This is a genomic window from Pleomorphochaeta caudata (genome assembly GCF_055395745.1).
The window spans coordinates 2,881,558-2,906,355 of record NZ_AP042458.1 but is presented as its reverse complement, the minus strand read 5'-3'; the positions used below and the strand labels follow the sequence as shown (position 1 = coordinate 2,906,355).

The following is a 24,798-nucleotide window of genomic DNA, read 5'->3' as shown; positions in this document are numbered from 1 at the left end:
CAAGACAAAAATGAAACAATTGTACAAAAATGAAACAGGACTGATATAATGGAAGAATTAAAAGTTAGTGCAGTTGAGAGATGTATGCTAATACTAGAAACAATAGCAAAGCATAATAAGATAATTCTCTCTGACATTGCTAAAGAAACAAATATACATAAAAGTACAGTATTTAGATTTTTAAATACTTTAGAATCTCTTGGCTACATTAATAAAGATCCAAAAGATGAACACTATTTTTTAACAACAAAGATGAATCAATTTCATATTTCATCTAGCATTGAAAGTGTATTACTTGATGAAGGTGTTCAAATAGTAGAGACAATAGCAAAACATACAAAAGAAACAGTGCATTTAGCAAAGTTAGATAATAATAAATTAACATATCTTTATAAAGTTGAATCAACACAAACCTTAAGAGTTAGCACATCCAGTCAGATACTAGGGGAGGCTCCTCTTTATTGTACAGGTCTTGGTAAAGCTATAATGGCTTTTTTAGATGATGATGAAGCTTTAAAGATTATGGATGAATTTAATTATAATAAATTTACAGATACTACTATCTTAAATAATGATACTTTAAAGAAAGAGTTAGAACAAATAAGATTAAGAGGTTATGCTCTCGATAACCAAGAGCATGAAATAGGGATTATGTGTATAGCTCTTCCTATTTTAGTAAGAAATAAACCTGTTGCAGCTATTAGTATTTCAGCTCCAGTTCAAAGACTTAAAGATAATATTCAAAAATATTTCTTATTAATTGAAACTTTAATTGATAACTTTCAAGATAGGATACAAACTCTACCAATAAGTTAAAAAACTTAATTTTAGATGCTTTAAATAGCATTTTATTGTTTTGAAAAAAAATTAAATTTTTTTCTTGACAATACTCAGATATGGGTTAACATATTACTTGTATTACAAGTTATGAGCTAGGAAATAAGAAAAAATGATTACTTACAATAAAATAAAAAAACCAAATTTAGTAAAAGAAGTTTACACCCAACTTAGGGAACAAATTGTAAATGGAGAAATGAAAGAAGGGGAAAAATTGCCTTCTGAAAATAAGCTTTGTTCACAATTTGATGTTAGTAGAGTAGTAATCAGAGAAGCTATGCAAACCTTAAGAGCTAATAACTTGATAGTAACAAAACAAGGTAAAGGATCTTTTATAGCAAATCCTGAAAACTTTGTTTTAGAAAAATATGATACATCTAGTGAAAAAATCATTGGAAAAGTAACAGAAAGCGATATCCTAGATTTCTTTGCTTTTAGAGAAGTCGTTGAATTAAAAGGACTTGAGTTAGCAGCTAAAAATTTAGATGAAGAAGAGATGAAAATTCTTGCATCTAAAGTAAAGAAAATGATAGAAAATAAAGGTAATACAGAGCAATATTCAATTGCAGACTATGAATTTCACTTAGAAGTTATGAAAGCTTCAAAGAATGAATTTTTATATGCTTCTTATAAAGCCTGTAGGTCACTAATCCTACGTTGTTTAATAAAATTAAATAGTTTCCATGATAGTCATCAATGGGGTATAGATAAGCATGAGAAGATATGCAAAGCATTAATGGAAGGTAATGCTAAGGAAGCAAAAACCTTATTAGTCATGAATAATGATTATAACTTAGCTCGTTTATCATCAATTAAAGAATAAAGCAAAAGAAAACCAAAATAACGATTAAAATTTAATTAATATAATAAGTTGTAGGACATGTTATATCTTACAAATAAGGAAAAAATAAAAATGAAAATAACAGAGGTTAATACCTATTTTGTTCGCCCTAGATGGGGCTTCGTAGAAATTCTTACTGATGAAGGACTTACTGGTTGGGGAGAAGCCGTACTTGAAGGTCATACTACAGCAGTTTTGTCTTGTGTTCAAGAAATGAAGCCTTATTTATTAAATAGTGATCCACAAAAAATTGAAGATCTTTGGAATGTGCTATACAGAGGTGGATTCTATAGAGGTGGTGGTGTTATGACTAGTGCAATTTCTGGTCTAGACCAAGCTTTATGGGATATAAAAGGTAAAGCATTTAATGCTCCTATTTATCAATTAATGGGTGGTAAATGTAGAGACAAAATTAAAGTTTATTCTTGGATTGGTGGAGATAGACCAGACGATACTGGTAATGCTGCAAAAGAAAAGCAAGATGAAGGTTTTACTGCTATAAAGATGAATGCAACTAGTGAATTACAGTACATCGACAATTATAAAAAGGTTGATGAAGTTTTAGAAAGAGTTGCATCTATTAGAGAAAAATGTGGTAAGTATTTTGGTATTGCAATTGATTTCCATGGCAGAGTTCATAAACCAATGGCTAAAGTTCTAGCAAAGAAATTAGAAGAGTTTGATCCAATGTTTATTGAAGAACCTGTTTTATGTGAACAAATGGAATATTTCCCTGAAATTGCAGCTGCTTGTAACATTCCAATTGCAACTGGTGAAAGACTTTACACAAAATATGACTTCAAGAGATTGCTAAGTATTGGCGGAGTTGATATTATCCAACCTGACTTAGCTCATGCTGGTGGTATTACTGAAGTTAAAAAGATTGCAGCTATGGCTGAAGCATACGATGTTGCATTAGCACCACACTGTCCTTTAGGACCTATTGCTTTAAGTGCTTGCTTACAAGTTGATGCAACTTCTTACAATGCTGTAATTCAAGAACAAAGTATTGGTATCCACTATAACAAGGGTAAAAGTGTTCTAGATTACATTACAAATAAAGAAGATCTTAAATTTGAAGATGGTTTTGTAAAAATGCCAACAAAACCAGGTTTAGGTTTAGATATTAATAAAGAGTTAGTTTTAGAAGAAAATAAAACTCCTCATAGTTGGAAGAATCCATTATGGAGACATGATGATGGTTCTGTTTCAGAGTGGTAGAAAGAAAAGAGGTTTAAATGAAAAAAGGAATTATAGGAAAAATTCATGGAATTGTTATAGATATTTTAACAAAGTTCCTAGTAGTTTTGAGTATGTTAATTACTTGTACAGTATTTTTAAATGTATTAAGTCGTTATATATTAGAAATTTCACTTCCCTGGTCTGAAGAATTAGCTAGATTTATGTTTATTTGGCTTTCTTTTATTGGTGCAGTAATTGCTAATGCTCAATTTAGTCATATGAGATTAGATTTTATTGTAGAAAAATTGCCAGTAAAAACAGCTAAAGTCGTTGAAGGTATCTCTTATTTGGTTGCGATAGTTTTATTTGTTTTTTTGTTTATCGGAAGTCTTAGATACACTCAATCACAATGGGATTGGAGATCCTCTGCATTAGGAATCAGACATGGAATAGTTTATATGATAACTCCTATCTGTTTCTCAATTATGGGATTGCAATTTGTAGCAAGATTTATTCAGTTATTTATTTCAGACAAAGGAGAGGTGTAATTTTATGTTACTTTTATTTTTAGGTTCATTATTTGGATTGATATTAATTGGTGTTCCTGTAGCATTTTCACTAGCAGGGACCGCATCAATAATGATGATTGCTTTAGGTAATTTATCCCCATTAAAGTTAGCACAAACCTTTATAACAGGTTGTGATAGTGTTCCTCTTTTAGCAATACCTTTCTTTATGATTGCAGGGGAAGTTATGAATGCTGGTGGTATCTCAAAAAGAATTGTTAAATTTGCAGATACTCTTTTAGGTCACTTTAGAGGCGGTATGGGATATGTTGGTGTTGTAGCATCAATGATTTTCGCAGGTATTTCTGGTAGTGCAGTTGCAGATACTACTGCAGTTGGTAGTGTTGTATTACCATTAATGGAAGAAAGTGGATACGATAAGAAAAAAAGTACAAGTTTGATTTGTGCAGCAGGATGTATCGGACCAATTATTCCACCAAGTACTCAAATGATTATCTATGGTGTTATAGCTGAAGTATCAATTGTTAAATTGTTCTTAGGTGGTATTGTACCAGGTCTTTTGATTGGACTAAGTTTGATGGTTATGTGGTTCTACCATACTAAAAAGAGTAATTATCCAGTAGGAAAAAGATCTTCTTTTAAAGAAATTAGACATTCCTTTAGAAGTGCTTTCTTAGCAATTATGTTACCTTTCTTTATTATCTTCTGTATTGTTTCTGGTATTGCTACTGCAACTGAAACAGCTGCTATTGCAGTTATGTATTCTCTTGTTGTCTCACTAGGAATTTATAAAGAATTAAAGTTTAAGGATTTACCAAAAGTATTTGCAAAAGCTTGTATCTCTACAGCTATTATGATGATGGTTGTTGGTGCTGCTAATGTTGCTGCTTATGTAATCACAATTGCAAGAATTCCACAATTATTATCAGATACAGTATTGTCATTAACAAACAATCCAAAAGTATTAATGCTTTTATTAAATATCTTATTATTACTTGTTGGTTGTGTTATGGACAGTGGCCCAGCAATCATGATTTTAACACCAATTCTTTTACCAGTAGTTAGGGAATTTGGCTTAGATCCAGTTTATATCGGTGTAATCATGGTATGTAACTTATGTATCGGTTTAGCAACTCCACCTGTTGGAAACGTATTATATGTTGGTGTTGGCTTAGGTAAAATCAAATTAGTTGAATTAATAAAAAACATTTGGCCATTTTTAATAATGATGTTCTCAGTGTTATTTATTATTACATATTTCCCAAATTTAATTATGTTTATTCCAAATCATCTTGGATAAAACATTCGGAGGTAAAAAATGAAAAATAAAACCATGAAATTAGTTGGTTTATTAGTTGCAGGTTGTTTATTAACAACAACTTTTGTAGGGTGCTCTAAAGATAGTGCACAATCATCAACAGCAGAAAAAGCACCTACAGGTGAAATTACTGTTAGAATTTCAAACGGTTCAAGTGCAAGTGCACCAACAGTTGTTGCTGCAGAAACTGTATTTAAACCATATGTTGAAGAAGCTTCAAATGGTAGAATTACTGTTGAATCATATAGTGGTGCTATCTTAGGTGATGATACAAAATCAACTGAAGCTTGTAGAGCTGGTGAATTAGAAATTGCTAGTACTTCAACTGCTCCATTAGTAGGTTTAATTCCTGAATTAGCTATTTTTGATATTCCTTTCTTATTTAATAGTCCTGAAGAAGCTGACCAAATTATGGATGGTAAAATCGGTGATTACTTAAATGAAAAGATGGCTGAAAAAGGTTTAGTTAACTTAGCATGGGATGAAAATGGATTTAGAGATTTAACTAACTCAGTTAGACCTGTTGTTACTCCAGAAGATCTAAAAGGTTTAAAAATTAGAACAATGGAAAACCAATATCACTTAGAAGCATGGAAAGCATTAGGTGCTAGTCCTACTCCAATGAGCTGGGCTGAAGTATTTACTGCATTACAACAAGGTATTATTGATGGTCAAGAAAACCCAATTCCTAACTTCTATGCAGCAAGAATTCAAGAAGTAAACAAATATATCACAACTACAGGTCATGTATATTCTCCATTGTTGTTCTTATATTCAAAAACTTTATTTGATTCATATGATGCTGAAACTCAACAAATCTTAAGAGATGGTGCTAGAAAATTTGCTTTAGCTGAAAGAGAAATCAATAGAAAACAAACTGAAGAAAAGAAACAAGCATTAATTGATGAAGGTTGTGTAGTAACAGAATTAACAGCTGAACAAAAGAAAGCTTTCCAAGATAAAACTCAAAGTGTTTGGGATAGTATTGAAAAGAAAGTTGGTTCAGAGTTAATGGATGAACTAAAGAGCGAATTAGCAGCAATAAGAGCTAATAATTAATTTTCATAAAACAATATAACAAATTATTTATTTAAAAAATAAGTAAGGACTGTTACCTATTTGAAGTTAAAATTTCTATAGGTAGCAGTTTTTTTATAAATAAAAGTTTGACATTTTTTTCAAAACGTAGTTATACTATATAAGAAAAGTATGAAAAGTATAACTTATACAACTAAATATAAAGGAAGATGTAGTGAAGAGTAAGAATAAAAAACAAGATAAATTTATGGGTTCAGTAAAAGTTGGACAAAAAGGTCAAATTGTTATTCCAAAAGAAATAAGAGATATGTTTGACATTAACCCTGGAGATACTCTTTTATTATTAGCTGATTCAAAAAAAGGTATAGCTATTGAGAGAATGGCAGTTTTTTCAAAAATTGCTGATGCAATATTTAGTGGTAGAGCAAAAGATATTTATCCTGAACATAGTGAAGAAGAAAGTATGGTTTTTGCTCAAGAAATTAAGAAGATGAATGAGGAAGATGAAAAGGATCATGATAGCAATTGAAACAATTAATTTAACCAAAAAATATAAAGATAAACTTGCTGTTAATAATTTGAATCTCAAGATTAATAAGGGTGAGTTATTTGCTTTATTAGGAGTTAATGGAGCTGGTAAAACTACTACAATAAAAATGCTCTCTTGTTTGATAAAACCTACAAGTGGAGATGCTAATATATTAAATAAGAGTATTTTATCTGATCGGTTAGAAATAAAAGATTTTATAAATGTCTCTCCACAAGAGACTGCTATTGCACCAAATTTAAGTGTAAGAGAGAATTTAGAATTTATTTCTGGTATTTATGGAAATAATAAAAAAGAAGCAAAAGAGAAAGCTGATAAGATGATAAAATCTTTTGGTCTATCAAGTATAGAAAATGATAAAGCAAAGACTCTTTCAGGTGGATGGCAAAGGCATTTAAGTATTGCAATGGCATTAATAAGTGATCCTAAAATTCTTTTTTTAGATGAACCTACCTTAGGTTTAGATGTTCTTGCAAGAAGAAAATTATGGAATGTAATAAAAGATATGAAAGATAGTGTTACTATAATTTTAACAACACACTATCTAGAAGAAGCTGTAGCCTTATCTGATAGAATAGGCATAATGGCAAAAGGGGAACTTAAAGCGATTGGGACCTCTGATGAATTAATAAAAAAAACAAATTCAAAGAATTTTGAAGATGCTTTTATATCTTTAGCAGGAGAAAGGGAGTAGGCTTTATGAAAGTTATGGTTTTTGCATCAAGAAATACAAAAGAAATGTTAAGAGATAAAATTAACTTAGCTTTTGGTTTAGGTTTCCCTATAATATTATTATTGTTATTAACCGCTATTCAATCAAATGTTCCTGCAGAGTTATTTAAGTTAGATAGTTTAACTCCTGGAATTGCTGTTTTTGGATTATCCTTTATTTCATTATTTTCGGGCATGTTAATAGCTAAAGATAGAACTAGCTCTTTTATGCTTAGGTTATTTACATCCCCTTTAAAAGCTTCTCATTTTATTTTTGGATATACACTGCCTTTATTACCAATGGCTATTGCTCAAATAATAGTTTGTTTCATTGTTGCTATATTTTTAGGGTTAACTTTTAATTTGAGAATTTTGTTAACTATAGTTGTTTTAATTCCTTCAGCAATTTTGTTTATTGCAATTGGATTATTATGTGGTAGTGTCTTTAGTGATAAACAAGTAGGCGGGGTTTGTGGAGCTTTATTAACTAATCTTACAGCTTGGTTATCTGGTACTTGGTTTGATTTAGATTTAGTAGGTGGGGCTTTTAAAAGTATTGCTAATTTACTTCCATTTGTTCATGCTGTTGAGGCTTCAAGAGCAGCAATGTTTGGCCAATATAGTCAAATTTTACCACATTTATTATGGGTAATAGCCTATGGAATAATTTTACTTATAATAGCAATACTTGTTTTTACAAAGAAAATGAATGGAGATAAAGTTTAATTTATAATGAATTCTATTCCCAAGAATTTAAAATAGTTTCTATTTGATTAATCTTTTCTTTTTTAATGACAATAGTTGAATTTTTAATTTGAATTAATTTCTCTTGTTCTAAAGTTTTTAACTGTCTAAAAATTGTTCTTCTAGAACAACCTATTACTTCGCTTAAGGTTTGTCTATCAATATTAAATATTATATCTGTTGAATCAGAAATTTTTTGTTGAAGTAAAAATTGTAATAATTTGTATTTGTAAGGGTATAAAGGAGAATTATTAGGGTTTATATTGCTATCATAAAAAATTGTTGCCCAAATTTTTATTAAAAAACTTGAAAATTCAAGATTTTCATTAATAAGCTTTTTACAATAGTTTTTATGAAGTTTGAAACCCTTTATTTCTTTGGTTACTTTTATACTACTACACTGTATTTCATTATCAGAAAATATGTCCATTAAGCTACAAAATGTTGCAACTTGATCTTTAGCAATTATAAAATTATTTCCTAAAATATCAGTTTTTATTACATCATAGCTACCAGAAACAAAGAAAAAGCCATATTCAGCTAAATCGCCTTCGCGAATTATATATTCACCTGTATTAAATTTTATTGGTATTAGTTGTCTTTTTATACTAGGTGAGAAATTATTTATAATTTTAGAAATGTCTTTTTGTATATTCATATTATTCTCTTATATTTTCATAGTGTCAGTTGTCACTTCCAATGTCAATAATAATATGTAATTATAATTTTATAGGAGAGAAATATGAGAAAAAACTTATTAATGATTTTATGTATGTTTTTTGTAATTAGTGAAATTTTTGCAAATGGTAGTGCAGAACCCCAGGAAAAAACTGAAGATACAGTTAATGTTGCTATATGTTTATCAACTGGTGGTTTGGGAGATAAGAATTTTAATGATATGGCTTATAATGGATTATTAAAAGCGAAAGAAACTTATAATATTAATTTTGATTATTTTGAGCCAAAAACTTCTAGTGATTTTGAGCAAGCATTAAGACAATTTGCTGATATTGGAGAGTATGATTTAATTATTGGGATTGGAAATGATATGGTTGATTCTCTAAAAGAAGTTTGCCCTGATTATCCAGATCAAAAATTTTCTTTAATTGATGCTCGTTTAGAAATGGATAATGTTCATTCAATTGAAACAAGATGGCAAGATCAGACTTTCCTTTGTGGTGTTTATGCAGGATTAGGTACTTTATCTGATATGGAAGATGCCAATAGTGATAATGTTATCGGTGTAATATTAGGAATGGATTTTCCAAGTTTACAAGCAGGTGTTGTAGGTTTTGAAGCCGGAGCTCGTTATGTAAATAAAGATTGTAAAGTATTAAAAGCTACTGTAGGTTCTTTTGCAGATCCAGCAAAAGGAAAAGAAATTGCAATTTCAATGTATAATAGAGGTGCTGACTTTATACAACCAATTGCAGGTTCTTCAGGTTTAGGTGTTTTTACTGCTGCTTTAGAAAAAGGGTTCTATGCTTTCGGGGTAGGTGGAAATCAAAATTACATTGAACCAACTGTAGTAGCTGCTACATCAATTAGAAATGTTGATGAAATGGTATTTAATGAAGTGAAAACGGTTATTGATGGAACCTGGATTAATCAATGTTCTAAAAATGGGTTAATTGAAGATGCTGTTGGATACTCAAATGAATTATCTCAAGTTGAAATACCAGAAAATATTGAAAATGCTATTAGTGATATTAAAGCAAAAATAAAGAATGGAGACTTAGTTATTTGTAGTACTTCTGAAGAATTAGAAAGCTGGTTAGATAATAATCAATATTAAATTCTTGGAGGAATAAGTGTTTAAAAATATTGAAATGAAACATATTACAAAACAGTTTCCTTTGGTTAGAGCTTTAGATGATGTTTCATTTTCTATCAAAACACAAGAAATTCATTCTTTATTAGGTGAAAATGGTGCTGGAAAAACTTGCTTGATGAAAATCCTTTATGGGATGCTTAAATTAGATAAAGGGCAAATCTTAGTTGATGGTAAAGAAGTTGTAATTAATACTCCTAAAGATGCGATAGATTTAGGGATTGGAATGGTCCATCAACATTTTATGTTAGCACCAGTTTTGAGTGTTGCAGATAATATAATTGTAAATAATGAACCCAAAAAAAAGAAGAATTTATTTATTGATAGAGAAAAAGCAATCGATGAAGTTCAAACTTTAATCGATAAGTATCATTTTAATATAAATGCAAAAGCTCTAGTAAAAGATTTATCTGTTGGTGAACAACAGAGAGTAGAAATCTTGAAGGCAATATATCGAGGATCACAATTGTTGATTCTCGATGAGCCTACTGCTGTTTTGACTCCACAGGAAGTTGAAGAGCTTTTTGAAATTATGTTAAAGCTTAAAGAAAATGGTACAGGTATAATTATTATTACCCATAAATTGAAAGAAACATTAAAAATTGCTGATACAATTTCTGTTTTGAGAGATGGAAAAATTATAAAACATAGAGAAAGTTTAGATGATGTTGATGAAACCAAATTAGCTAAAATGATGGTTGGTCGAGATGTTGAGTTAAATATTTCTTGTGAAGAAGATACTATTGGAGCGCCATTTTTTTCTGTCAAAGATTGTTCTTTAAAATTAAAAGGAAGACAAGTTTTAAAGGATATTAATTTTACTATAAATAGAGGTGAAATTTTAGGACTTGCTGGTGTAGAAGGGAATGGACAGAGTGAATTAATTAAAGTTTTGACAGGTTTGGTTAAATCAGATACTGCAATAATTTTAAAAGGTGAAAAAGAGATAACTGGAAATGCTTCCACCTTTATTCATGAAAAAATTGGACATATACCAGAAGATAGGTTAGAAAGAGGTTTAATTGTTGAAATGAATTTGGAAGAGAATATTATTCTCGGTTATCATGATTTACCAACTTATTCTTCACATGGAGTTTTAAATAAGAAAAAAATTACAGAAGAAGGTAATAACGCAATTCGTGATTTTAAAATTAAAGTTCCAAATTCAAAAGAAAAAATATTATCTCTTTCTGGTGGCAATCAACAGAAAGTTGTAGTTGCTAGAGTAGTTACTCAAAATCCTGATGTATTAATTATTGCCCAACCAACTAGAGGTGTAGATGTTGGTGCAATGGAATATATTCATAAAAAAATTCTTTCTTTAAAAAAAGAGGGCAAATCAATATTTTTGATTTCTGCTGATTTAGAAGAAGTATATAATTTATCAGATAGAATTGCAGTAATTTATAATGGTGAAATTAATAATATTTTAGATAAAAATAAAACTAATATTTTTGAATTAGGGTTATTGATGGCTGGAGGATCAGTTAATGAAAATAAAGAATAGTCAAAATATACTGTATCCTGTATTAGCTTTATTTTTGGCATTATTTGTAAGTGCTATTGTTATGTTACTTAGTGGTTATAATCCATTAGTTGCTTATTCTGTAATTGTGAAAGGGGCTTTTTTATCTAAAAAAGCAATAGCAAATACTTTAGTTCAAGCTACCCCACTTATTTTTACTGGATTGGCTTACATGATTGGGAAAAAAGCAACAATAATTAATTTAGGAGTTGAGGGGCAATTATATATTGGAGCGTTTTGTGGTGCTTTAGTAGGTAGCTTTAATTTGCATTTACCATTAGCTTTCCATGTTTTATTAGTTATGCTTGTTGGAATAATTTGTGGTGGTTTTGCTGGAGTTTTTATTGGTTGGTTAAAAGTTAGATTTGGCTCTAATGAAGTAATAACAACAATGATGATGAATTTTATTATTATTAATTTTACCAGTTATTTAGCAACATATCCATTAAAAGCTGAAGGAGCTACTGCACAAACTGAGAAGATGCTTCCAACTGCTTTATTACCTAAATTATTACAAGGGACTCAATTAACCTGGGGGATATTTTTTTGTGTATTAATTGCAATTGTAATGAAATTTTTTATTGATCGAACAAAAAAAGGATATGAAATAAAAGCTGTTGGATTAAATAAAATTGCAGCAGAAACAGCAGGAATTAATATTAAGAAAATAATTCTTTTAGCTATGTTTTTAAGTGGTGCAATTGCAGGATTAGGTGGAGCTGTTCAAATGATGAGTGTTAATAGAAGATTTGTTGTTGGCTTTTCTGCTGATTATGGTTTTAGTGGTATTGCCGTTGCTGCATTAGCAAATGAATCACCAATAGGAGTTATATTATCAGGTATAATTTTTGGTTTGTTACAAAATGGCGCAAATTATTTAAATATGACAAGTAGAATACCTACAGAATTTGTAAGCGTAATTCAAGCTTTAGTTGTTATATTCGTTTCGGCCCCTATATTGATAGGCAATCTTTTCCCTTGGATTAAGAATAAGAAAATGGAGGTAAAATGATTGAAGGATTAATTGCTTCGACTCTATCTTTATCTGTTCCATTAATATTAGCAGCTTTAGGAGGAGTGTTTTCTGTTAGAGCAGGAATTATGGCATTAGGCCTTGAAAGTATGATATTAGCAGGAGCTTTTTCGGCTGTTGTAGGTTCATATTTCTTTTCAAATGTTTTTGTAGGACTTTTGTTTGGGATAGTAGGTGGAATGATAATAGGGTATTTCCATGGTTTATTTTGTATTAAATATAAGATGAACCAGGTAATCAGTGGTATTGGTTTAAACTTATTAGTTGGTGCAGTGACAACTCTTTTTTTACAAATTATTTGGGGAAATAAGGGAAGTTCTGAACAAGTATTAAGTTTAGATATAAAACTAGGATTTTTAAATAAAGTTCCAATAATTGGACCAATTTTTGGAAACCAATCAATTATCTTATTATTTACAATTTTATTTTGTTTGTTAGGTTGGATAATTTTATATAAAACGCCTTTTGGCTTGAGATTCAGATTTATTGGAGAAAATCCAAAAGCAGCAAGTAGTGTTGGTATTGAAGTTGCTAAAATGAAATATATTGGAGTAATAATATGTGGTGGTTTAGCTGGTTTAGGCGGTGCTTATATTTCTATTGATAGTTTAAATATGTTTGTTAGAAATATGTCTGCTGGAAGAGGTTATATTGCAGTTGCTATTGCAATTTTATCTAGATATCACCCAATTAATGTATTGTTTGCTGGATTACTTTTTGGTTTTTTTGAAGCATTACAAATTTATTTACAAGGATATGGTGTGCCATCTCAATTAATGCAAATGATTCCTTATATTGTAACTTTATTAGTTCTAGTATTTGGTGTTAGAAATATTACTCCTCCAGCAGGATTAGGTGCCCATGCAGATGATTAAAAGGATTGAACATATGAGAGAATATATAAAAACATCTAAATTTTTAACTGAATTTAGAGATAGTAGTTGTCAGTATCCTGCCATAGCAAGTGATGATAATAATAATAGGACATTTGTTGTTTGGCAGAGTTATGAGAATCATAAAGAGAATTTAATATATAATGAATTAGAAAATAATGAAGTAGTTAATGAATTTGTACTATCTGATACAGGTTTAACACTTAGAGCTAATATACATTATTTTAAAGATCAGGTTGCAGTTGTTTGGTCAGAATTTATTAATAAACAATGGTCAATAAGATTAAGGATAAAAAATAATAATGCTTGGAGTGAAATTATTTCAATTATTGAAGGGGATGCTTTATTTTATCCATATATAAGTGATAATGGAAAAGATTTTGTAATAGTTTTTGCTCATCAGAGAGCAAAACATAGTGATATTATTTTCTATAATTGTGGAACACAATGTTTTGAAAAAGTTAATACTATAGAAAAATGTTATCGACCAACATATGTAAAAGATAATAATGATACTGAGTTTGTTGTATATGATTGTTTTAATGGCACAAGTTATGATGTAGTAATTAGAGCAAAGAAAGATAATCAATGGAGTGATGAAAAAGTAATTAGCCAATCAAAATATCGATGTGCACAACCTATTATTGGACTATCCAAAGATAAAAAAGTTGTTGGCTGGTATGAAAATGGTCCTAAATCATATTTCTCTTATAATGTTATTGATGTTGAGTTTAAAAATGGACAATTTGAATTATCAAATTATCATGTATTAGTTGAAAATAGAAACTGGTATAATAATGTTTTCTTAACTTCAAATAATATTGGTGATGTGGTTTTTGCTTATACTATTGGTAAAACAAATATTGTTTGTAGAACTAGAGGTGAAAATGGTATTTGGACAAATGCTGCATTACTCTCTCTTGATGATACAAATTGTGCTATAAGACCACAATTAGCATTAGATGATGATAAAAAATTATCTTATGTATGGCAATATTCAATGAGAAATGGTCATCAACAAAGAAATGCACAAATTGTATATAACCAAGTTAATTTAGAAGAATTAGTTAATTATAATGATAATGAAATTGAAATTAAGGTTGATAATTTTGTTCAACCTATAAAAAATGAGAAAAAAATTGATCTAATTAGTGAAGAAGAAAAGCAACAATGGTTATCAGAAAATAATATTAAAGAGAATATTTATTTCGGGGATATCCATGGTCAAAGTAATATGAGTGATGGACAAGGGGAAATAGATCAATATTATCATTATGCAAAACTTGATGCTCATCTAGATTTTTGTGCTTTAACAGATCATGATTGTTATCCTGATGTAGCAAGTGATAGTGAATGGGAATGGAATAGAGCAACTCGTGATGTTTTTAATGGGGAAGAAGATTTCTCAGCTATTTTAGCTTTTGAATGGACTTCTAATGAGTATAAACATGATTTTGGACATAAAAATGTTTATTATCCAGATTCAGAGGGCTCCCTATTTACCTCTGTTGATCCTAATTCCTTGAATCCTGATAGATTGTATTCTAGCATAAAAGAGGAAGGTGGATTATGTATCCCTCATCATCCTGCAGCTGATTGGGGAATGGTTAGTGCTGCTACTGACTGGGATTATCATGATGATGAAGTGGAAAGATTAGTTGAAATCTTTTCAAGACATGCAAATTATGAAAAAACTGAAGATGCTTCCCTATTTACAAAAAATATAAGTAAATTTGATGATCATTGTATTCAAGATGCTTTAAAGAGAGGTTATCATTTAGGTTTTACTGCTGGTAGTGATTCTCATCAAATGGAACATGGTATTGAGGGGGGAATAGTAGCAATATATAGTGATGAAAATGAAAGTAAGAAACTCTGGAATAATTTATATAATAGACATACTTATGCAACTACAGGATCAAGGATTTTATTGAACTTTACTGCTAATGGGGTTCCAATGGGTTCAGAAATTAAAGTTGATGAAAATATCAAATTTAAAATTAGTGTGTTAGGAACTGATAAAATTAAAAAAATTGAAATCATTAAAAATAATCAAGTAATTTTTTATTTGAATCCAAAAGAAAAGAAAGTAAATACTTTTTTTGAATGTAAGAAAGATGAGTGTGAAAGTTATTATTATTTAAGGGTAGAACAATTTGATAATCATATTGCTTGGAGTTCACCAATTTGGATAAAATAATTAAATACTAAAATTTTAAAATAAATGGCAATAGCAAAAACAGCTATTGCCAAAAGATTGAGGAATAAGGTTAATAATATTTGTGTCCTGTTAAGTCTTCTATAACAGTTTTATTTTCTTCTGTAATATCTTCTTTCTTTCCACCATTTTGAATTCTAGAGATTTCTTCTCGAGCTATTTTAAAAGTCTTAGGATTAACTTCATATTTTCTACTAGCTAAGAGACCAAAAATCATTAATATAAGTGGGATTATGCTAAATAATACTCTAATAGTATTAACAACTAAATCTGATTGAATTTCTAATTCACCATTGAATCCAACAATAGCTAAAACATTTCCAAATAACCATAAAACAACTGCTTGGGTTAATTTTCTAATTAGTGTAAACATACCTGCAACTGCACCAGATCTATCTTTGCCATGGCATAAGATTTCTACATCACAAGATTCAGGGAGCATTGCCCAAGGCATTGATATTATAGCTGAAAAGCCAATTCCCATAATAATACATAGACTAAGTATCAAAGGCGTTGAGGAGCTTTCTTTTAAAAGGATAGTAAAAAGAATCATTACTACAATAATTATACTAGCACCTAATCTGTATGCTACAGCTTTTCCTTTTTTATTAGAAAAGTGAATATAAAAAGCTAAAGAGAGTAGTTGAGCTAAAAGAAAAACTCCTAAAAAATAATAAAATTGTTCAGCTTTAAATAAATAATAGGTTGTATAATATATAAAGCTTGCAGATAGAATATCCATTGCAACATAGGCTAATAAATACATTTCAATATGTACTTTAAAAGTCCTATTATTAAGTAGAGATTTTAATTCTTTAAAACTTTCTTTTAGAGATAAGGCTGATTCATGTTTTTTAATGTTTTCTTGTTCAAAGGTTCCAATAAATACAAAAATCCAAGGTAATTGCATAAAGAACACCAAAGATAATACCTACAAGTCTAAATCCCACTTCTGGAGAATCTTTATATAAGTTATTAACTATGTAGGCAGGAATTGTTCCAGCAATTAATGCAGAGAATTGAGAAAAAGCCATTTTAGCACCGCTTAGTCTAGCTCTAGTTTTATATTCAATACTCATTTCACTAACTAGAGCATTATATGGAACCATAACGGAAGTAAAGACGGTAGAGAAAAGAGTATAGGTGAAGGTATAGTAAATTACCTTTAAAGAGAGTGAATCAAATTTAAAACTATTCCAAAGTAGGGCATAGCTTATAATAATTGGAATTATTCCAATTAAAAAATATATTCGTCTTCTTCCAAATCTCGATTTTGTTTTATCAGATAAAATACCAAATAGTGGATCACTTATAGCATCCCAACCTTTTCCAATCAATACAACAATTGCAGCATATTGTGGTGGTAGCTTAGCAACATTTGTTAAGAAAACCATAAAGAGAGTGCTTATAATTAAGAAGGATCCACCCCCAAAAAAATCTCCACACCCATAGGCTAAAATGTTTCTAGTTTTAACTTTTCTTGTATCTTGTTTTGTATTTATTTCCATAAAGTAAATAATACATGAGAGGATATTGTTTGTAAAGAAAATATTTTATATAACTAGTTGTATTGTATAGATTTATTTTACATAAAATAAAAATTTTGTATTATTAATATCATTAAATATAAATCATGTTACAAATAAAAAATCAAAAATTAATGCCAATTATATGAGAAATAAGATAATTTCTTTCAATGAATAAGAAAATAGTATATTTTTAAATTTTTATTTTTATATATTTTTTATAGAAAAATTATTACTAAAAAAAATAGATAGATGAGAAATCTTGGTATATGCTATAAGCATAGAGGTAAAAATATGAATAAATGTACAGTCTTATTAGATAATAATAATGAGAATTTTTCACATGCAAAAGCTTCTCATGGTTTATCTTTGTTTTTGGAAATTGATGAGTTGAGAATTTTATTTGATACTGGTCCCAATTCAGATTTTATAGATAATGCTATTTTATTAAAAAAGAATTTAAATACAGTAGATAGTGTTGTTTTAAGTCATGCTCATTATGATCATAGCTGTGGTTATAGAAGCTTTGCTGATGATTATAGATGTAGAGAATTAATTTGTAGTGATAAGTTTTTCTTTGATAAAGTGGCCTTAATTGATGGAATGTATTTTTATAAAGGAATAAATTTTGATGATAAGTTTTTAAATTGTCATGCTATTCATACAGAACTAGTAGAAAAAACTTTAAAATTATCGTCTAATGTATTTGTACATTCGAACATAAAAAACACTGAAGAATTCGAACCCTTACCAGATAAATACTTTATTTTAAAAGATGGAAAATATGAGAAAGATGAATTCTTAGATGAATCTGTTTTGGTTGTGGATAATGAAGATGGACTTACCCTTATTGTGGGTTGTTCTCATCCTGGTATTGTATCAATAGTAAAAGAAGTAGAAGCACTTCATAATAAAAAAGTTAAAGTTATTATTGGTGGATTACATTTAGCAAAAGCTAATGAGAATAGAATAAAGAAAACTGTGGAAGCTTTAGAAACTTTAGGAGTTGAAGAAGTATTTTTAGGTCATTGTACAGGTTATAAAGTTGTTGAATATATGAGAAAAACTGAATCAAAAATTAAGTCTCATTATTTTTCAACTGGAGCAATAATTAGTTTTTAGCGAATCTTTTTTGATTTGTAATTTTTTTAGGATATAGCTGTAATAGGTTATATCCTTTTTTATCTAATAGATAATTATAATTTCTTTTACTGTAAATAATAAATTAAAAATTGAAATTGTGTTGCATGTTCTTTTAATACTTGATAGACTCGCCCATAATATAAGTTATTTGGAGTTTTCATGTATCAGAAAAACAGCTTAAAAAGTGATAAAAAATCATTTTTTAGCATATCTAATTTTCCATTTTATTATGGTTGGGTAATATTATTAGTTGGAGCATTAGGTGTTCTAGCTAGTATTCCAGGACAAACAATGGGTGTTTCAGTTTTTACTGATCATTTTATACAAAATCTATCAATATCTAGAGTTGAGATTTCAACCTCTTATATGATAGGTACATTAACTAGTAGTCTACTTATCTCCTATGCTGGATTATGCTTTGATAAATTTGGAGCTAGAATTGTAGCTGCTGTTGCAGTAATTTGCTTAGGATTATTTTTATTAGTTTTAGGCTTTTCTCCCAACATAATTGAATTTTTATCATCTTTTATTAATGTTCCTCATTTTATTATTGTATTTGTTGTTATAACTATTGGATTTTTTGGAATAAGATTTTTTGGACAAGGTGTATTAACTTTGGTTTCAAAGGGTATGGTTGCAAAATGGTTTGGCTCTCGTAGAGGTTTTGCAGTAGGGATTATGGGGCTAATAACAGCTTTTGGTTTTTCATTTGCACCTCAACCTTTACATTATATGATCAAGAAATTTGAATGGAATAATGCTTTGATTGTTTTATCTGCTATTTTAATTTGTATTGTATTACCTATGGTTTTAATCTTTTTTAGAGCTGAGCCTAATCGTTACGGTATTGAGCTTGAACAAGGTATGAAGAAAAAGCATGTAAAGAAGAATTCTAGTGCTATGGATGCTAAAGTAGAAAAAACTGTTCAACAAGCTCGTAAAGAAACTCTATATTGGATAATATTATTTTCTTTAGGATTTTGGAGTTTGTTTAATACCGCTTTTACTTTTCATATCATATCTATTTTTGATGAAATAGGTATTGGTGCAGATCAAGCTGTTAGAATCTTTTTCCCAATTTCAGTTGTTTCTGTTATTGCTAGATTTTTAGGAAGTTATCTTAGTGATAGAATTTCTATAAAGTATATTTATATAGGATATGTAATCTCATTAATTGTAGCATCTCTTTCGCTAATGACTATTGAGTATTCAATTTCAAGGTTTTTAATGATTCTCTCTTGTGGTGTTGGCGGAGGTCTCTTTGGTATGCTTAATATTGTTACTTGGCCAAAACTTTATGGAAGAAAACACTTAGGAGCAGTAAGTGGTTTTGCAATGTCTATTGTTGTTGCTGCAAGTGCAATTGGACCGTGGTTATTCAGTTTAATTAAAGAATTTACGAATTCATATCATTTGGCAGGATTTTTTGGAATTATAATTAATTTCGTATTTTTAATTTTTGTATTAAGAGTGAATTGGAATGTTGAAAAAGCTAGCTAAATAGAAGTTTTTAAATAATATATTATCAGCCTATTTTATGTAGAAATAAAGTAGGTTGTTTTATGTTTGAATGATTTTAATTTATATAAGTTATTAAATTCATGTTATAATTTGCTAAAGACAATGAGAATAAAGGCTATAAATAATCAAATTGATGAAAGTAAAAAGAAATATTTCTTATCTTATGAAGGTATTAAAACTGAAGTTCAGTATTTTGATGGGATTATAAAATATAGAAAACAAATTAAGTTAAAGGATGATATTGAATTAATACCAATATTAAGAAATCATATCTTTTTGGGTTGGAGTAACCCTTTAAAGGCTTTTGAAAGAACAAAGTTTTGTATCGATAATTTAAAAAATAATAGAAGAAATATTGCTTCCTTTGTAAGTTCTGTTGTTGAATTTTGTTTTTATAATTCTAATGATCTAAGTCAAAAGGAAGATGCTGTATATCTTTATGATGCAATTATGGATTTTTTAGCTGAAGATTATAAACTTAGAAAAGACGATAATTTATATTTTGATGATGTTAGAGTTGAAGAAATTACTAAAAGCATAGAAGTATATATTAAAAAAAATTATGCAATTAATAATATAAATAAATTTATTAAATCTCAATTTATTTCTTTTAATAGTGATATTGATAAGGTTTGTTTAATAGTAGATAGAGATAAAAGAAGTGTAAATGAAGAGCAATATAATCAATTATTAAAAAAGTGTAATGAAAATAATTATGATTTATATATTTCTAATCCATGTTTTGAATTTTGGCTTTTATTACATTTTAATGAAGTTTTTGACTTAGATAGAGTAAAACTTTTAGAGAATGAAAAAATAAGTGATGAGGATAAAGCAATTCACTATACAGAAAAAGAACTTAAAAAGTTGTTGCCAGAATTTGAAAAAAATAATATTTGCTTTGATAAGTTAATTAATCAAATTAAATTAGCTATAGAAAATGAAAAGTCTTTTGAACAAGATATCAATGAATTAAACTATAAAATAGGTAGTAATGTTGGACTTTTAATAAAAGATTTAATAAACAATTAACTTTATCTAGTACTTTCTCTAATTATTAATTTTGGTTCAATAAAAATATTGCCTTTTGTTGCTTTTTCATTGTTAATCTTTTTTAGTAATTGAGCTGAAGCCTGGATACCAATTTCATCAATACCATGATCTATTGTAGATAAAGGGATTCTAGAATATTTAGAAAAATAAATATTATCATAACTAATAATTGATACAGAGTTTGGAATATCAACTCCATTATCGATTAAGTAATTTGATAATGGAATAGCTAAAATATCGTTGGTGATAAAAATATTAGTTGTTTTGTTTTTTACATCATAATCTTCAACTAATTTTCTAGCCACTTCTCTGATTTGATCATCGAGTAGTATTTCAGAGAAACAATTTAACTTTTCTTTATTATTAATATTTTCTTTAAAACCTTTTACTCTTAAAAGTAAAGATTGGTCATTCCACCCTGATATTACAAAGGTTTGTTCAGCTTCTCTTTCATTAAAGTAATCAGCAATGATTTTTCCGCCATCATAGTTATTATTAGCTATGCAAGTTGTTTCATCATCTAAAATACAGTTAATAACTACAAATGGAAAATCTCTATTTTTTAATAAATCAAGAGCACTAGTAGTAGGGGAGACTGGTGCGATTATAATGCCGTCAACATTATTAGAAATAAAGTTTTTAACGGCATCAAGTTCGCTCTCTTCATGCCATTTACTATAGGCAATTTGGATTGAATAGTTGTTTTTATTTAAATATCCTTGAATGGATGCTAATAATTCAGTAAAGAAGAAGTTTCCAATTTCATCAACAATAACGCCAATCTTTTTGGATTGGTGTCCAGCTAGACATCTTGCAAAATAGTTCGGGATATATCCTAGTTCATCAATTACTTTTTGAACTTTATCTTTTGTTTTTGGTTTTACACTATCAGAGTCTGATAAAACTCTTGATACTGTTGTTGAGGATACTCCTGCTTTTTTTGCTATATCTGAAATAGTTGGATTATTAGTTGATTTAGCCACAATAAATTTAACTCCTAATCAGTGAATTTTCTCATGCCAAAACTCTTGTTCAAGGGAAATGCATAAAGCATGGTAAATTGGAAGGTGTAATTCTTGGATTTTATAAGTTTCCTTTTCATCTACCTCTATACAAATATCACAAAAATTACGAAGTATTCCACCCCCTTTTCCCGTTAATCCGATAATATTTAAACCTTTTGCTTTTGCGACTATAGCTGCATAAATTACATTTTTGGAGTTTCCACTAGTTGTTATACAAATTACGGAATCTCCTTTTTCTCCTAATACAGATAGCTGTTGAGCAAATCCTAGCTGAGGATTAACGTCATTAGAAAAAGCTGTAGATAAAGCATTGTGCTGGGTTAGTGAAATACTTTTTATTCCACCTTGGAGTTCATTTGCTAATTCTGTTCCTAATTTTTTATCAATATTAATTAGCTTTTCTTTATACTCATCATTAAGATCTCTTTTTTTAATAAAAGATTTCATTAACTCACCAACAATATGATCAGAGTCTGAAGCACTACCTCCATTACCCATAGTAAAAATGGTTTTATTATTTTTAGCTGTTTCAATTAGTAGTTTATCAGCTTTTATTATTGCTTCTTTTGAATATTCTAATTTTGGAAATCTTTCTAATAATTGAGAGAATTTATTATCCATTTTCATCTACTCCATTTATAGCAACACCTAAGGCTGCCATGTCTCCGAGATTTTCACCTAATCCACTGGGGAGAATTTTTAGATTATCTAAAGATTCTATTAACGCTTCTTTATTTAATATTTCAAACATTTTCTCTTTAAATAATTGTTCATCCCTGCTATAAATACTTCCAATAATTATGCATTCAGGATTAAGCATATCTACAATAATTGATAAACCTTTACCTAAGTTAGTTGCACTTTCATCTATGACCTCTAGTGCTTTTTTATCTCCTAGATTGGCTCTTCTACAAATTTCTTTTGCTGAAAGAATTTCATTAAATTTCATTTGATATAATTTTGAGATACCACTACCACTACAAAAACTTTCAAAACTTCCATGTTTTCTATAACATAAAGGTCCATGATCACTTAATCTTATATGACCAACTTCTCCAGCATTACCATTAATTCCTGAATAAATATGTCCATTTAAAATCAGACCAGCACCAAGTCCTGTACCAAAAGTTAAAAAGATAATATTATCCATACCTTTGCCATTTCCCCATTTCCATTCTGCTAATGCACAAGCATTAGCATCATTATCTAGATATGTTGGAATATTAAATTTTTCTTTAAATTCTTTAACAATTTCTACATTAACAAAGGATGGTAAATTAGGAGGGGATATAATAATCCCTTTTTTACTATTTAGAGGGCCTCCACATGAAATCCCAATTGAACAAATATTTTTATATTCTTTAATCAATTTGGTAATGATTTCAAATGTTAAATCTAAAGTTTCTCTATAAGTTGGGGGAGTAGGGAATTTCTCTTTTTTTAGGATTTCTCCATTTAATGATCCTATTACTATAGCAGTTTTAGTTCCCCCAATATCAACACCAATTAAATAATCGTTGAGTTTCTTCATTGATTACCCCTTAACAGATCCAGCCATTAATCCTTTTACAAAATATTTTCCAAAGAAAATATAGACAAGTAGAGGTGGTAATGCAGCAACAATTGCACCAGCCATTTGAATGTTCCATTCAACAACTTGGCTACCAGCTAAGTTTTGTAAAGCTACGGTTATTGGTTGAATTGCTGAGTCTTGAGTAATAATTACAGCGAATAAGAAGTCGTTCCAAACACTAGTAAATTGCCAAATTAATACAACGATAACTGATGGTATTGAAAGAGGTATTATTATTTGTCTAAAAGCTCCCCAAACAGATAAGCCATCTATAGCTCCAGCTTCAACTAATTCATCAGGGACTTCAGCATAGTAGTTTCTAAACATTAGAGTTGAGATTGGTAAACCATAAATTGTATGAGTGAAAATCAAACCTAGAATAGAGCCATAAATACCAATTCTTCTTAAAGTTTGTACTAAAGGAATTAATATACTTTGGTAAGGAATAAACATACCAAAAATTACAAGTGCAAAAATTAGATTTGAAAATTTAAATTTGATCTTTGAAAATACAAAGCCACAAATTGCTCCAAGTAGTATTGATAAAAAACATACAGGGATTACTAATAAAAAGCTATTTTTAAAGTTTCCACCTAATTTGATAAAGGCTTCTCTAAATCCATCACTTGAAAGAGCTTTTGGTAGCACCCACATTTGAGATATGGTAACTTCAGCAAAAGGTTTTAGTGCAGTATTGAAGAGAACAAATAGTGGGAATAAAAACATAAGTGCAAATAAAATTGCAAAAACATATTTTAATACTATTCCAATTTTTCTTTTTCCGACCATTATTTTTCTCCTCTAAATGTTGAAATCAAATATGGTACGATAATTACTGCAACTAGTAATAACATGAAGATAGAAATTGCAGCACCTTCACCATAATGGTTTCCTCTAAATGTTGTTTCAAACATATAAAGTCCAGGGAAGTCAGTAACGAAGTTAGGACCTTTTCCTGTCATTGCATAAGCTAAGTCGAAGATTTTTAAGGATACATGTCCAATAACAATCATTGCAGAGAAAACAATAGGTTTGATTTGAGGAATTATTATACTAAAGATAGTTCTAAGTTTTCCTGCTCCATCAATTTGAGCTGATTCAATTATTTGTTGAGGTATAGCTCTTAATCCAGCTAAGAACATTGCCATTGTATATCCAAGATATTCCCAGGAAGCAGCAATGATTAGTGCAATTAAGGCTACATTAAATGGCCCTATATGTTGAGTCGATACATACCAATTGAAATTTCCATTAAAGCCTAACATCCTTAAAAGGACATTTATTCCTGTTTCAGGGGCTAAAATCCATCTCCATAAAACACCTGAGATGACAAATGCAACAGCAAGGGGGAACATATATATTGTTCTAAATAAACCTTCAGCTTTTAAGCCAGAATATAGCATATAAGCTAAGATGAAGCCTCCTGTAATACAGACTAGCATAAACATCAAAGTAAAAAATATTGTATTGTAAATATCGGTTGGGAATCTATCAAATTTAAATAGTTCTTTGTAATTTGCAAAACCTACAAATGCATCATTTTTAATAATCCCATCCCAGGCAGAAAATGAAACTTTTATTGACCAACCAATAAAACCATATATAAAGATAAAAAGTATAACTATAATTGGTAAAATTATAAAGAAACTTTTTATTCTTTCTTTTTTAGGGCAATACATGAGTTTCTCCTTTTTGTTAAAAACGTGGGCAAT

25 protein-coding genes are annotated in these 24,798 nt (G+C 29.0%); 17 read left to right on the top strand and 8 right to left on the bottom strand.

The annotated features are described in order from the left end of the window. Positions 1-48: 48 nt before the first annotated feature. From ACZ5RS_RS13335 to ACZ5RS_RS13295, 9 genes are all read left to right on the top strand, one after another. Positions 49-816, top strand: coding sequence for an IclR family transcriptional regulator (locus ACZ5RS_RS13335; protein WP_464636257.1), 768 nt, complete (start codon positions 49-51; stop codon positions 814-816). A 133-nt stretch (positions 817-949) separates the two neighbouring features. Beyond that, a complete protein-coding gene (locus ACZ5RS_RS13330; RefSeq protein ID WP_464636255.1) occupies positions 950-1,660 on the top strand; it encodes a FadR/GntR family transcriptional regulator in 711 nt (236 codons plus the stop codon). 90 nt (positions 1,661-1,750) lie between these two features. Then, positions 1,751-2,899, top strand: a complete 1,149-nt coding sequence (gene dgoD / locus ACZ5RS_RS13325; protein WP_464636253.1) for a galactonate dehydratase — start codon at positions 1,751-1,753, stop codon at positions 2,897-2,899. A 17-nt stretch (positions 2,900-2,916) separates the two neighbouring features. Then, positions 2,917-3,408 carry a TRAP transporter small permease gene (locus ACZ5RS_RS13320; RefSeq protein WP_464636251.1) on the top strand — a complete coding sequence of 164 codons (492 nt, stop codon included), beginning with the start codon at positions 2,917-2,919 and terminating at the stop codon, positions 3,406-3,408. Between the two features lie 4 nt (positions 3,409-3,412). Next, positions 3,413-4,687, top strand: a complete 1,275-nt coding sequence (locus tag ACZ5RS_RS13315; protein ID WP_464636250.1) for a TRAP transporter large permease — start codon at positions 3,413-3,415, stop codon at positions 4,685-4,687. Positions 4,688-4,705: 18 nt separating this feature from the next. Beyond that, positions 4,706-5,764: a DctP family TRAP transporter solute-binding subunit gene (locus ACZ5RS_RS13310; RefSeq protein ID WP_464636248.1), complete on the top strand. Its 1,059-nt coding sequence runs from the start codon at positions 4,706-4,708 to the stop codon at positions 5,762-5,764. A gap of 193 nt (positions 5,765-5,957) precedes the next feature. Further along, complete coding sequence (locus tag ACZ5RS_RS13305; protein ID WP_464636246.1) at positions 5,958-6,272, top strand: AbrB/MazE/SpoVT family DNA-binding domain-containing protein; 315 nt, start codon at positions 5,958-5,960, stop codon at positions 6,270-6,272. Next, positions 6,259-6,984 carry an ABC transporter ATP-binding protein gene (locus tag ACZ5RS_RS13300; RefSeq protein WP_464636245.1) on the top strand — a complete coding sequence of 242 codons (726 nt, stop codon included), beginning with the start codon at positions 6,259-6,261 and terminating at the stop codon, positions 6,982-6,984. Before ACZ5RS_RS13305 ends, ACZ5RS_RS13300 begins: the two co-directional genes overlap by 14 nt. A 5-nt stretch (positions 6,985-6,989) precedes the next feature. After that, the gene (locus ACZ5RS_RS13295) at positions 6,990-7,727 is read left to right on the top strand and encodes an ABC transporter permease (protein ID WP_464636243.1); all 738 of its coding nucleotides are present in this window, start codon (positions 6,990-6,992) and stop codon (positions 7,725-7,727) included. 13 nt (positions 7,728-7,740) lie between these two features. Here ACZ5RS_RS13295 and ACZ5RS_RS13290 read toward each other — a convergent pair whose 3' ends face one another. Further along, positions 7,741-8,403, bottom strand: coding sequence for a Crp/Fnr family transcriptional regulator (locus ACZ5RS_RS13290; RefSeq protein ID WP_464636241.1), 663 nt, complete (start codon positions 8,401-8,403; stop codon positions 7,741-7,743). An 84-nt stretch (positions 8,404-8,487) separates the two neighbouring features. Here ACZ5RS_RS13290 and ACZ5RS_RS13285 point away from each other — a divergent pair, with 84 nt between their 5' ends. The 5 genes from ACZ5RS_RS13285 to ACZ5RS_RS13265 are packed head-to-tail and all read left to right on the top strand — an operon-like array spanning position 8,488 to position 15,227. After that, positions 8,488-9,540 carry a BMP family ABC transporter substrate-binding protein gene (locus tag ACZ5RS_RS13285; RefSeq protein ID WP_464636240.1) on the top strand — a complete coding sequence of 351 codons (1,053 nt, stop codon included), beginning with the start codon at positions 8,488-8,490 and terminating at the stop codon, positions 9,538-9,540. 16 nt (positions 9,541-9,556) lie between these two features. Beyond that, a complete protein-coding gene (locus ACZ5RS_RS13280) occupies positions 9,557-11,083 on the top strand; it encodes an ABC transporter ATP-binding protein (protein WP_464636238.1) in 1,527 nt (508 codons plus the stop codon). Further along, on the top strand, positions 11,067-12,113 hold the full coding sequence (locus tag ACZ5RS_RS13275) for an ABC transporter permease (protein ID WP_464636236.1): 1,047 nt from the start codon (positions 11,067-11,069) through the stop codon (positions 12,111-12,113). Before ACZ5RS_RS13280 ends, ACZ5RS_RS13275 begins: the two co-directional genes overlap by 17 nt. After that, entirely contained in the window at positions 12,110-13,009 is a 900-nt protein-coding gene (locus tag ACZ5RS_RS13270) for an ABC transporter permease (protein WP_464636235.1), read from the top strand. The genes ACZ5RS_RS13275 and ACZ5RS_RS13270 overlap by 4 nt, the downstream gene beginning before the upstream one ends. After that, entirely contained in the window at positions 13,002-15,227 is a 2,226-nt protein-coding gene (locus ACZ5RS_RS13265) for a CehA/McbA family metallohydrolase (protein WP_464636233.1), read from the top strand. Before ACZ5RS_RS13270 ends, ACZ5RS_RS13265 begins: the two co-directional genes overlap by 8 nt. 70 nt (positions 15,228-15,297) lie before the next feature. Here ACZ5RS_RS13265 and ACZ5RS_RS13260 read toward each other — a convergent pair whose 3' ends face one another. Both ACZ5RS_RS13260 and ACZ5RS_RS13255 read right to left on the bottom strand, forming a co-directional pair. Continuing rightward, positions 15,298-16,155: an MFS transporter gene (locus tag ACZ5RS_RS13260; protein WP_464636231.1), complete on the bottom strand. Its 858-nt coding sequence runs from the start codon at positions 16,153-16,155 to the stop codon at positions 15,298-15,300. Further along, on the bottom strand, positions 16,115-16,753 hold the full coding sequence (locus tag ACZ5RS_RS13255) for an MFS transporter (RefSeq protein ID WP_464636230.1): 639 nt from the start codon (positions 16,751-16,753) through the stop codon (positions 16,115-16,117). Before ACZ5RS_RS13255 ends, ACZ5RS_RS13260 begins: the two co-directional genes overlap by 41 nt. A 312-nt stretch (positions 16,754-17,065) precedes the next feature. Here ACZ5RS_RS13255 and ACZ5RS_RS13250 point away from each other — a divergent pair, with 312 nt between their 5' ends. From ACZ5RS_RS13250 to ACZ5RS_RS13240, 3 genes are all read left to right on the top strand, one after another. Beyond that, complete coding sequence (locus ACZ5RS_RS13250; RefSeq protein WP_464636228.1) at positions 17,066-17,893, top strand: MBL fold metallo-hydrolase; 828 nt, start codon at positions 17,066-17,068, stop codon at positions 17,891-17,893. A gap of 180 nt (positions 17,894-18,073) precedes the next feature. After that, positions 18,074-19,414, top strand: coding sequence for an MFS transporter (locus ACZ5RS_RS13245; RefSeq protein WP_464636227.1), 1,341 nt, complete (start codon positions 18,074-18,076; stop codon positions 19,412-19,414). Between the two features lie 123 nt (positions 19,415-19,537). Continuing rightward, positions 19,538-20,467 (top strand): RloB family protein, encoded by a 930-nt coding sequence (locus ACZ5RS_RS13240; RefSeq protein ID WP_464636225.1) that lies wholly within the window; start codon positions 19,538-19,540, stop codon positions 20,465-20,467. 2 nt (positions 20,468-20,469) lie between these two features. Here ACZ5RS_RS13240 and ACZ5RS_RS13235 read toward each other — a convergent pair whose 3' ends face one another. Genes ACZ5RS_RS13235 through ACZ5RS_RS13215 form a run of 5 tightly spaced genes read right to left on the bottom strand, consistent with a single transcriptional unit; the run spans position 20,470 to position 24,765 of the window. Next, on the bottom strand, positions 20,470-21,471 hold the full coding sequence (locus tag ACZ5RS_RS13235) for a LacI family DNA-binding transcriptional regulator (protein ID WP_464636224.1): 1,002 nt from the start codon (positions 21,469-21,471) through the stop codon (positions 20,470-20,472). Between the two features lie 18 nt (positions 21,472-21,489). Then, positions 21,490-22,134: a D-sedoheptulose-7-phosphate isomerase gene (locus tag ACZ5RS_RS13230; RefSeq protein WP_464636222.1), complete on the bottom strand. Its 645-nt coding sequence runs from the start codon at positions 22,132-22,134 to the stop codon at positions 21,490-21,492. After that, positions 22,127-23,044 carry an ROK family protein gene (locus tag ACZ5RS_RS13225; protein ID WP_464636221.1) on the bottom strand — a complete coding sequence of 306 codons (918 nt, stop codon included), beginning with the start codon at positions 23,042-23,044 and terminating at the stop codon, positions 22,127-22,129. The genes ACZ5RS_RS13230 and ACZ5RS_RS13225 overlap by 8 nt, the downstream gene beginning before the upstream one ends. A 3-nt stretch (positions 23,045-23,047) precedes the next feature. Beyond that, complete coding sequence (locus tag ACZ5RS_RS13220; RefSeq protein WP_464636219.1) at positions 23,048-23,875, bottom strand: carbohydrate ABC transporter permease; 828 nt, start codon at positions 23,873-23,875, stop codon at positions 23,048-23,050. Then, positions 23,875-24,765: a carbohydrate ABC transporter permease gene (locus ACZ5RS_RS13215; RefSeq protein ID WP_464636218.1), complete on the bottom strand. Its 891-nt coding sequence runs from the start codon at positions 24,763-24,765 to the stop codon at positions 23,875-23,877. The genes ACZ5RS_RS13220 and ACZ5RS_RS13215 overlap by 1 nt, the downstream gene beginning before the upstream one ends. Between the last annotated feature and the right edge of the window lie 33 nt (positions 24,766-24,798).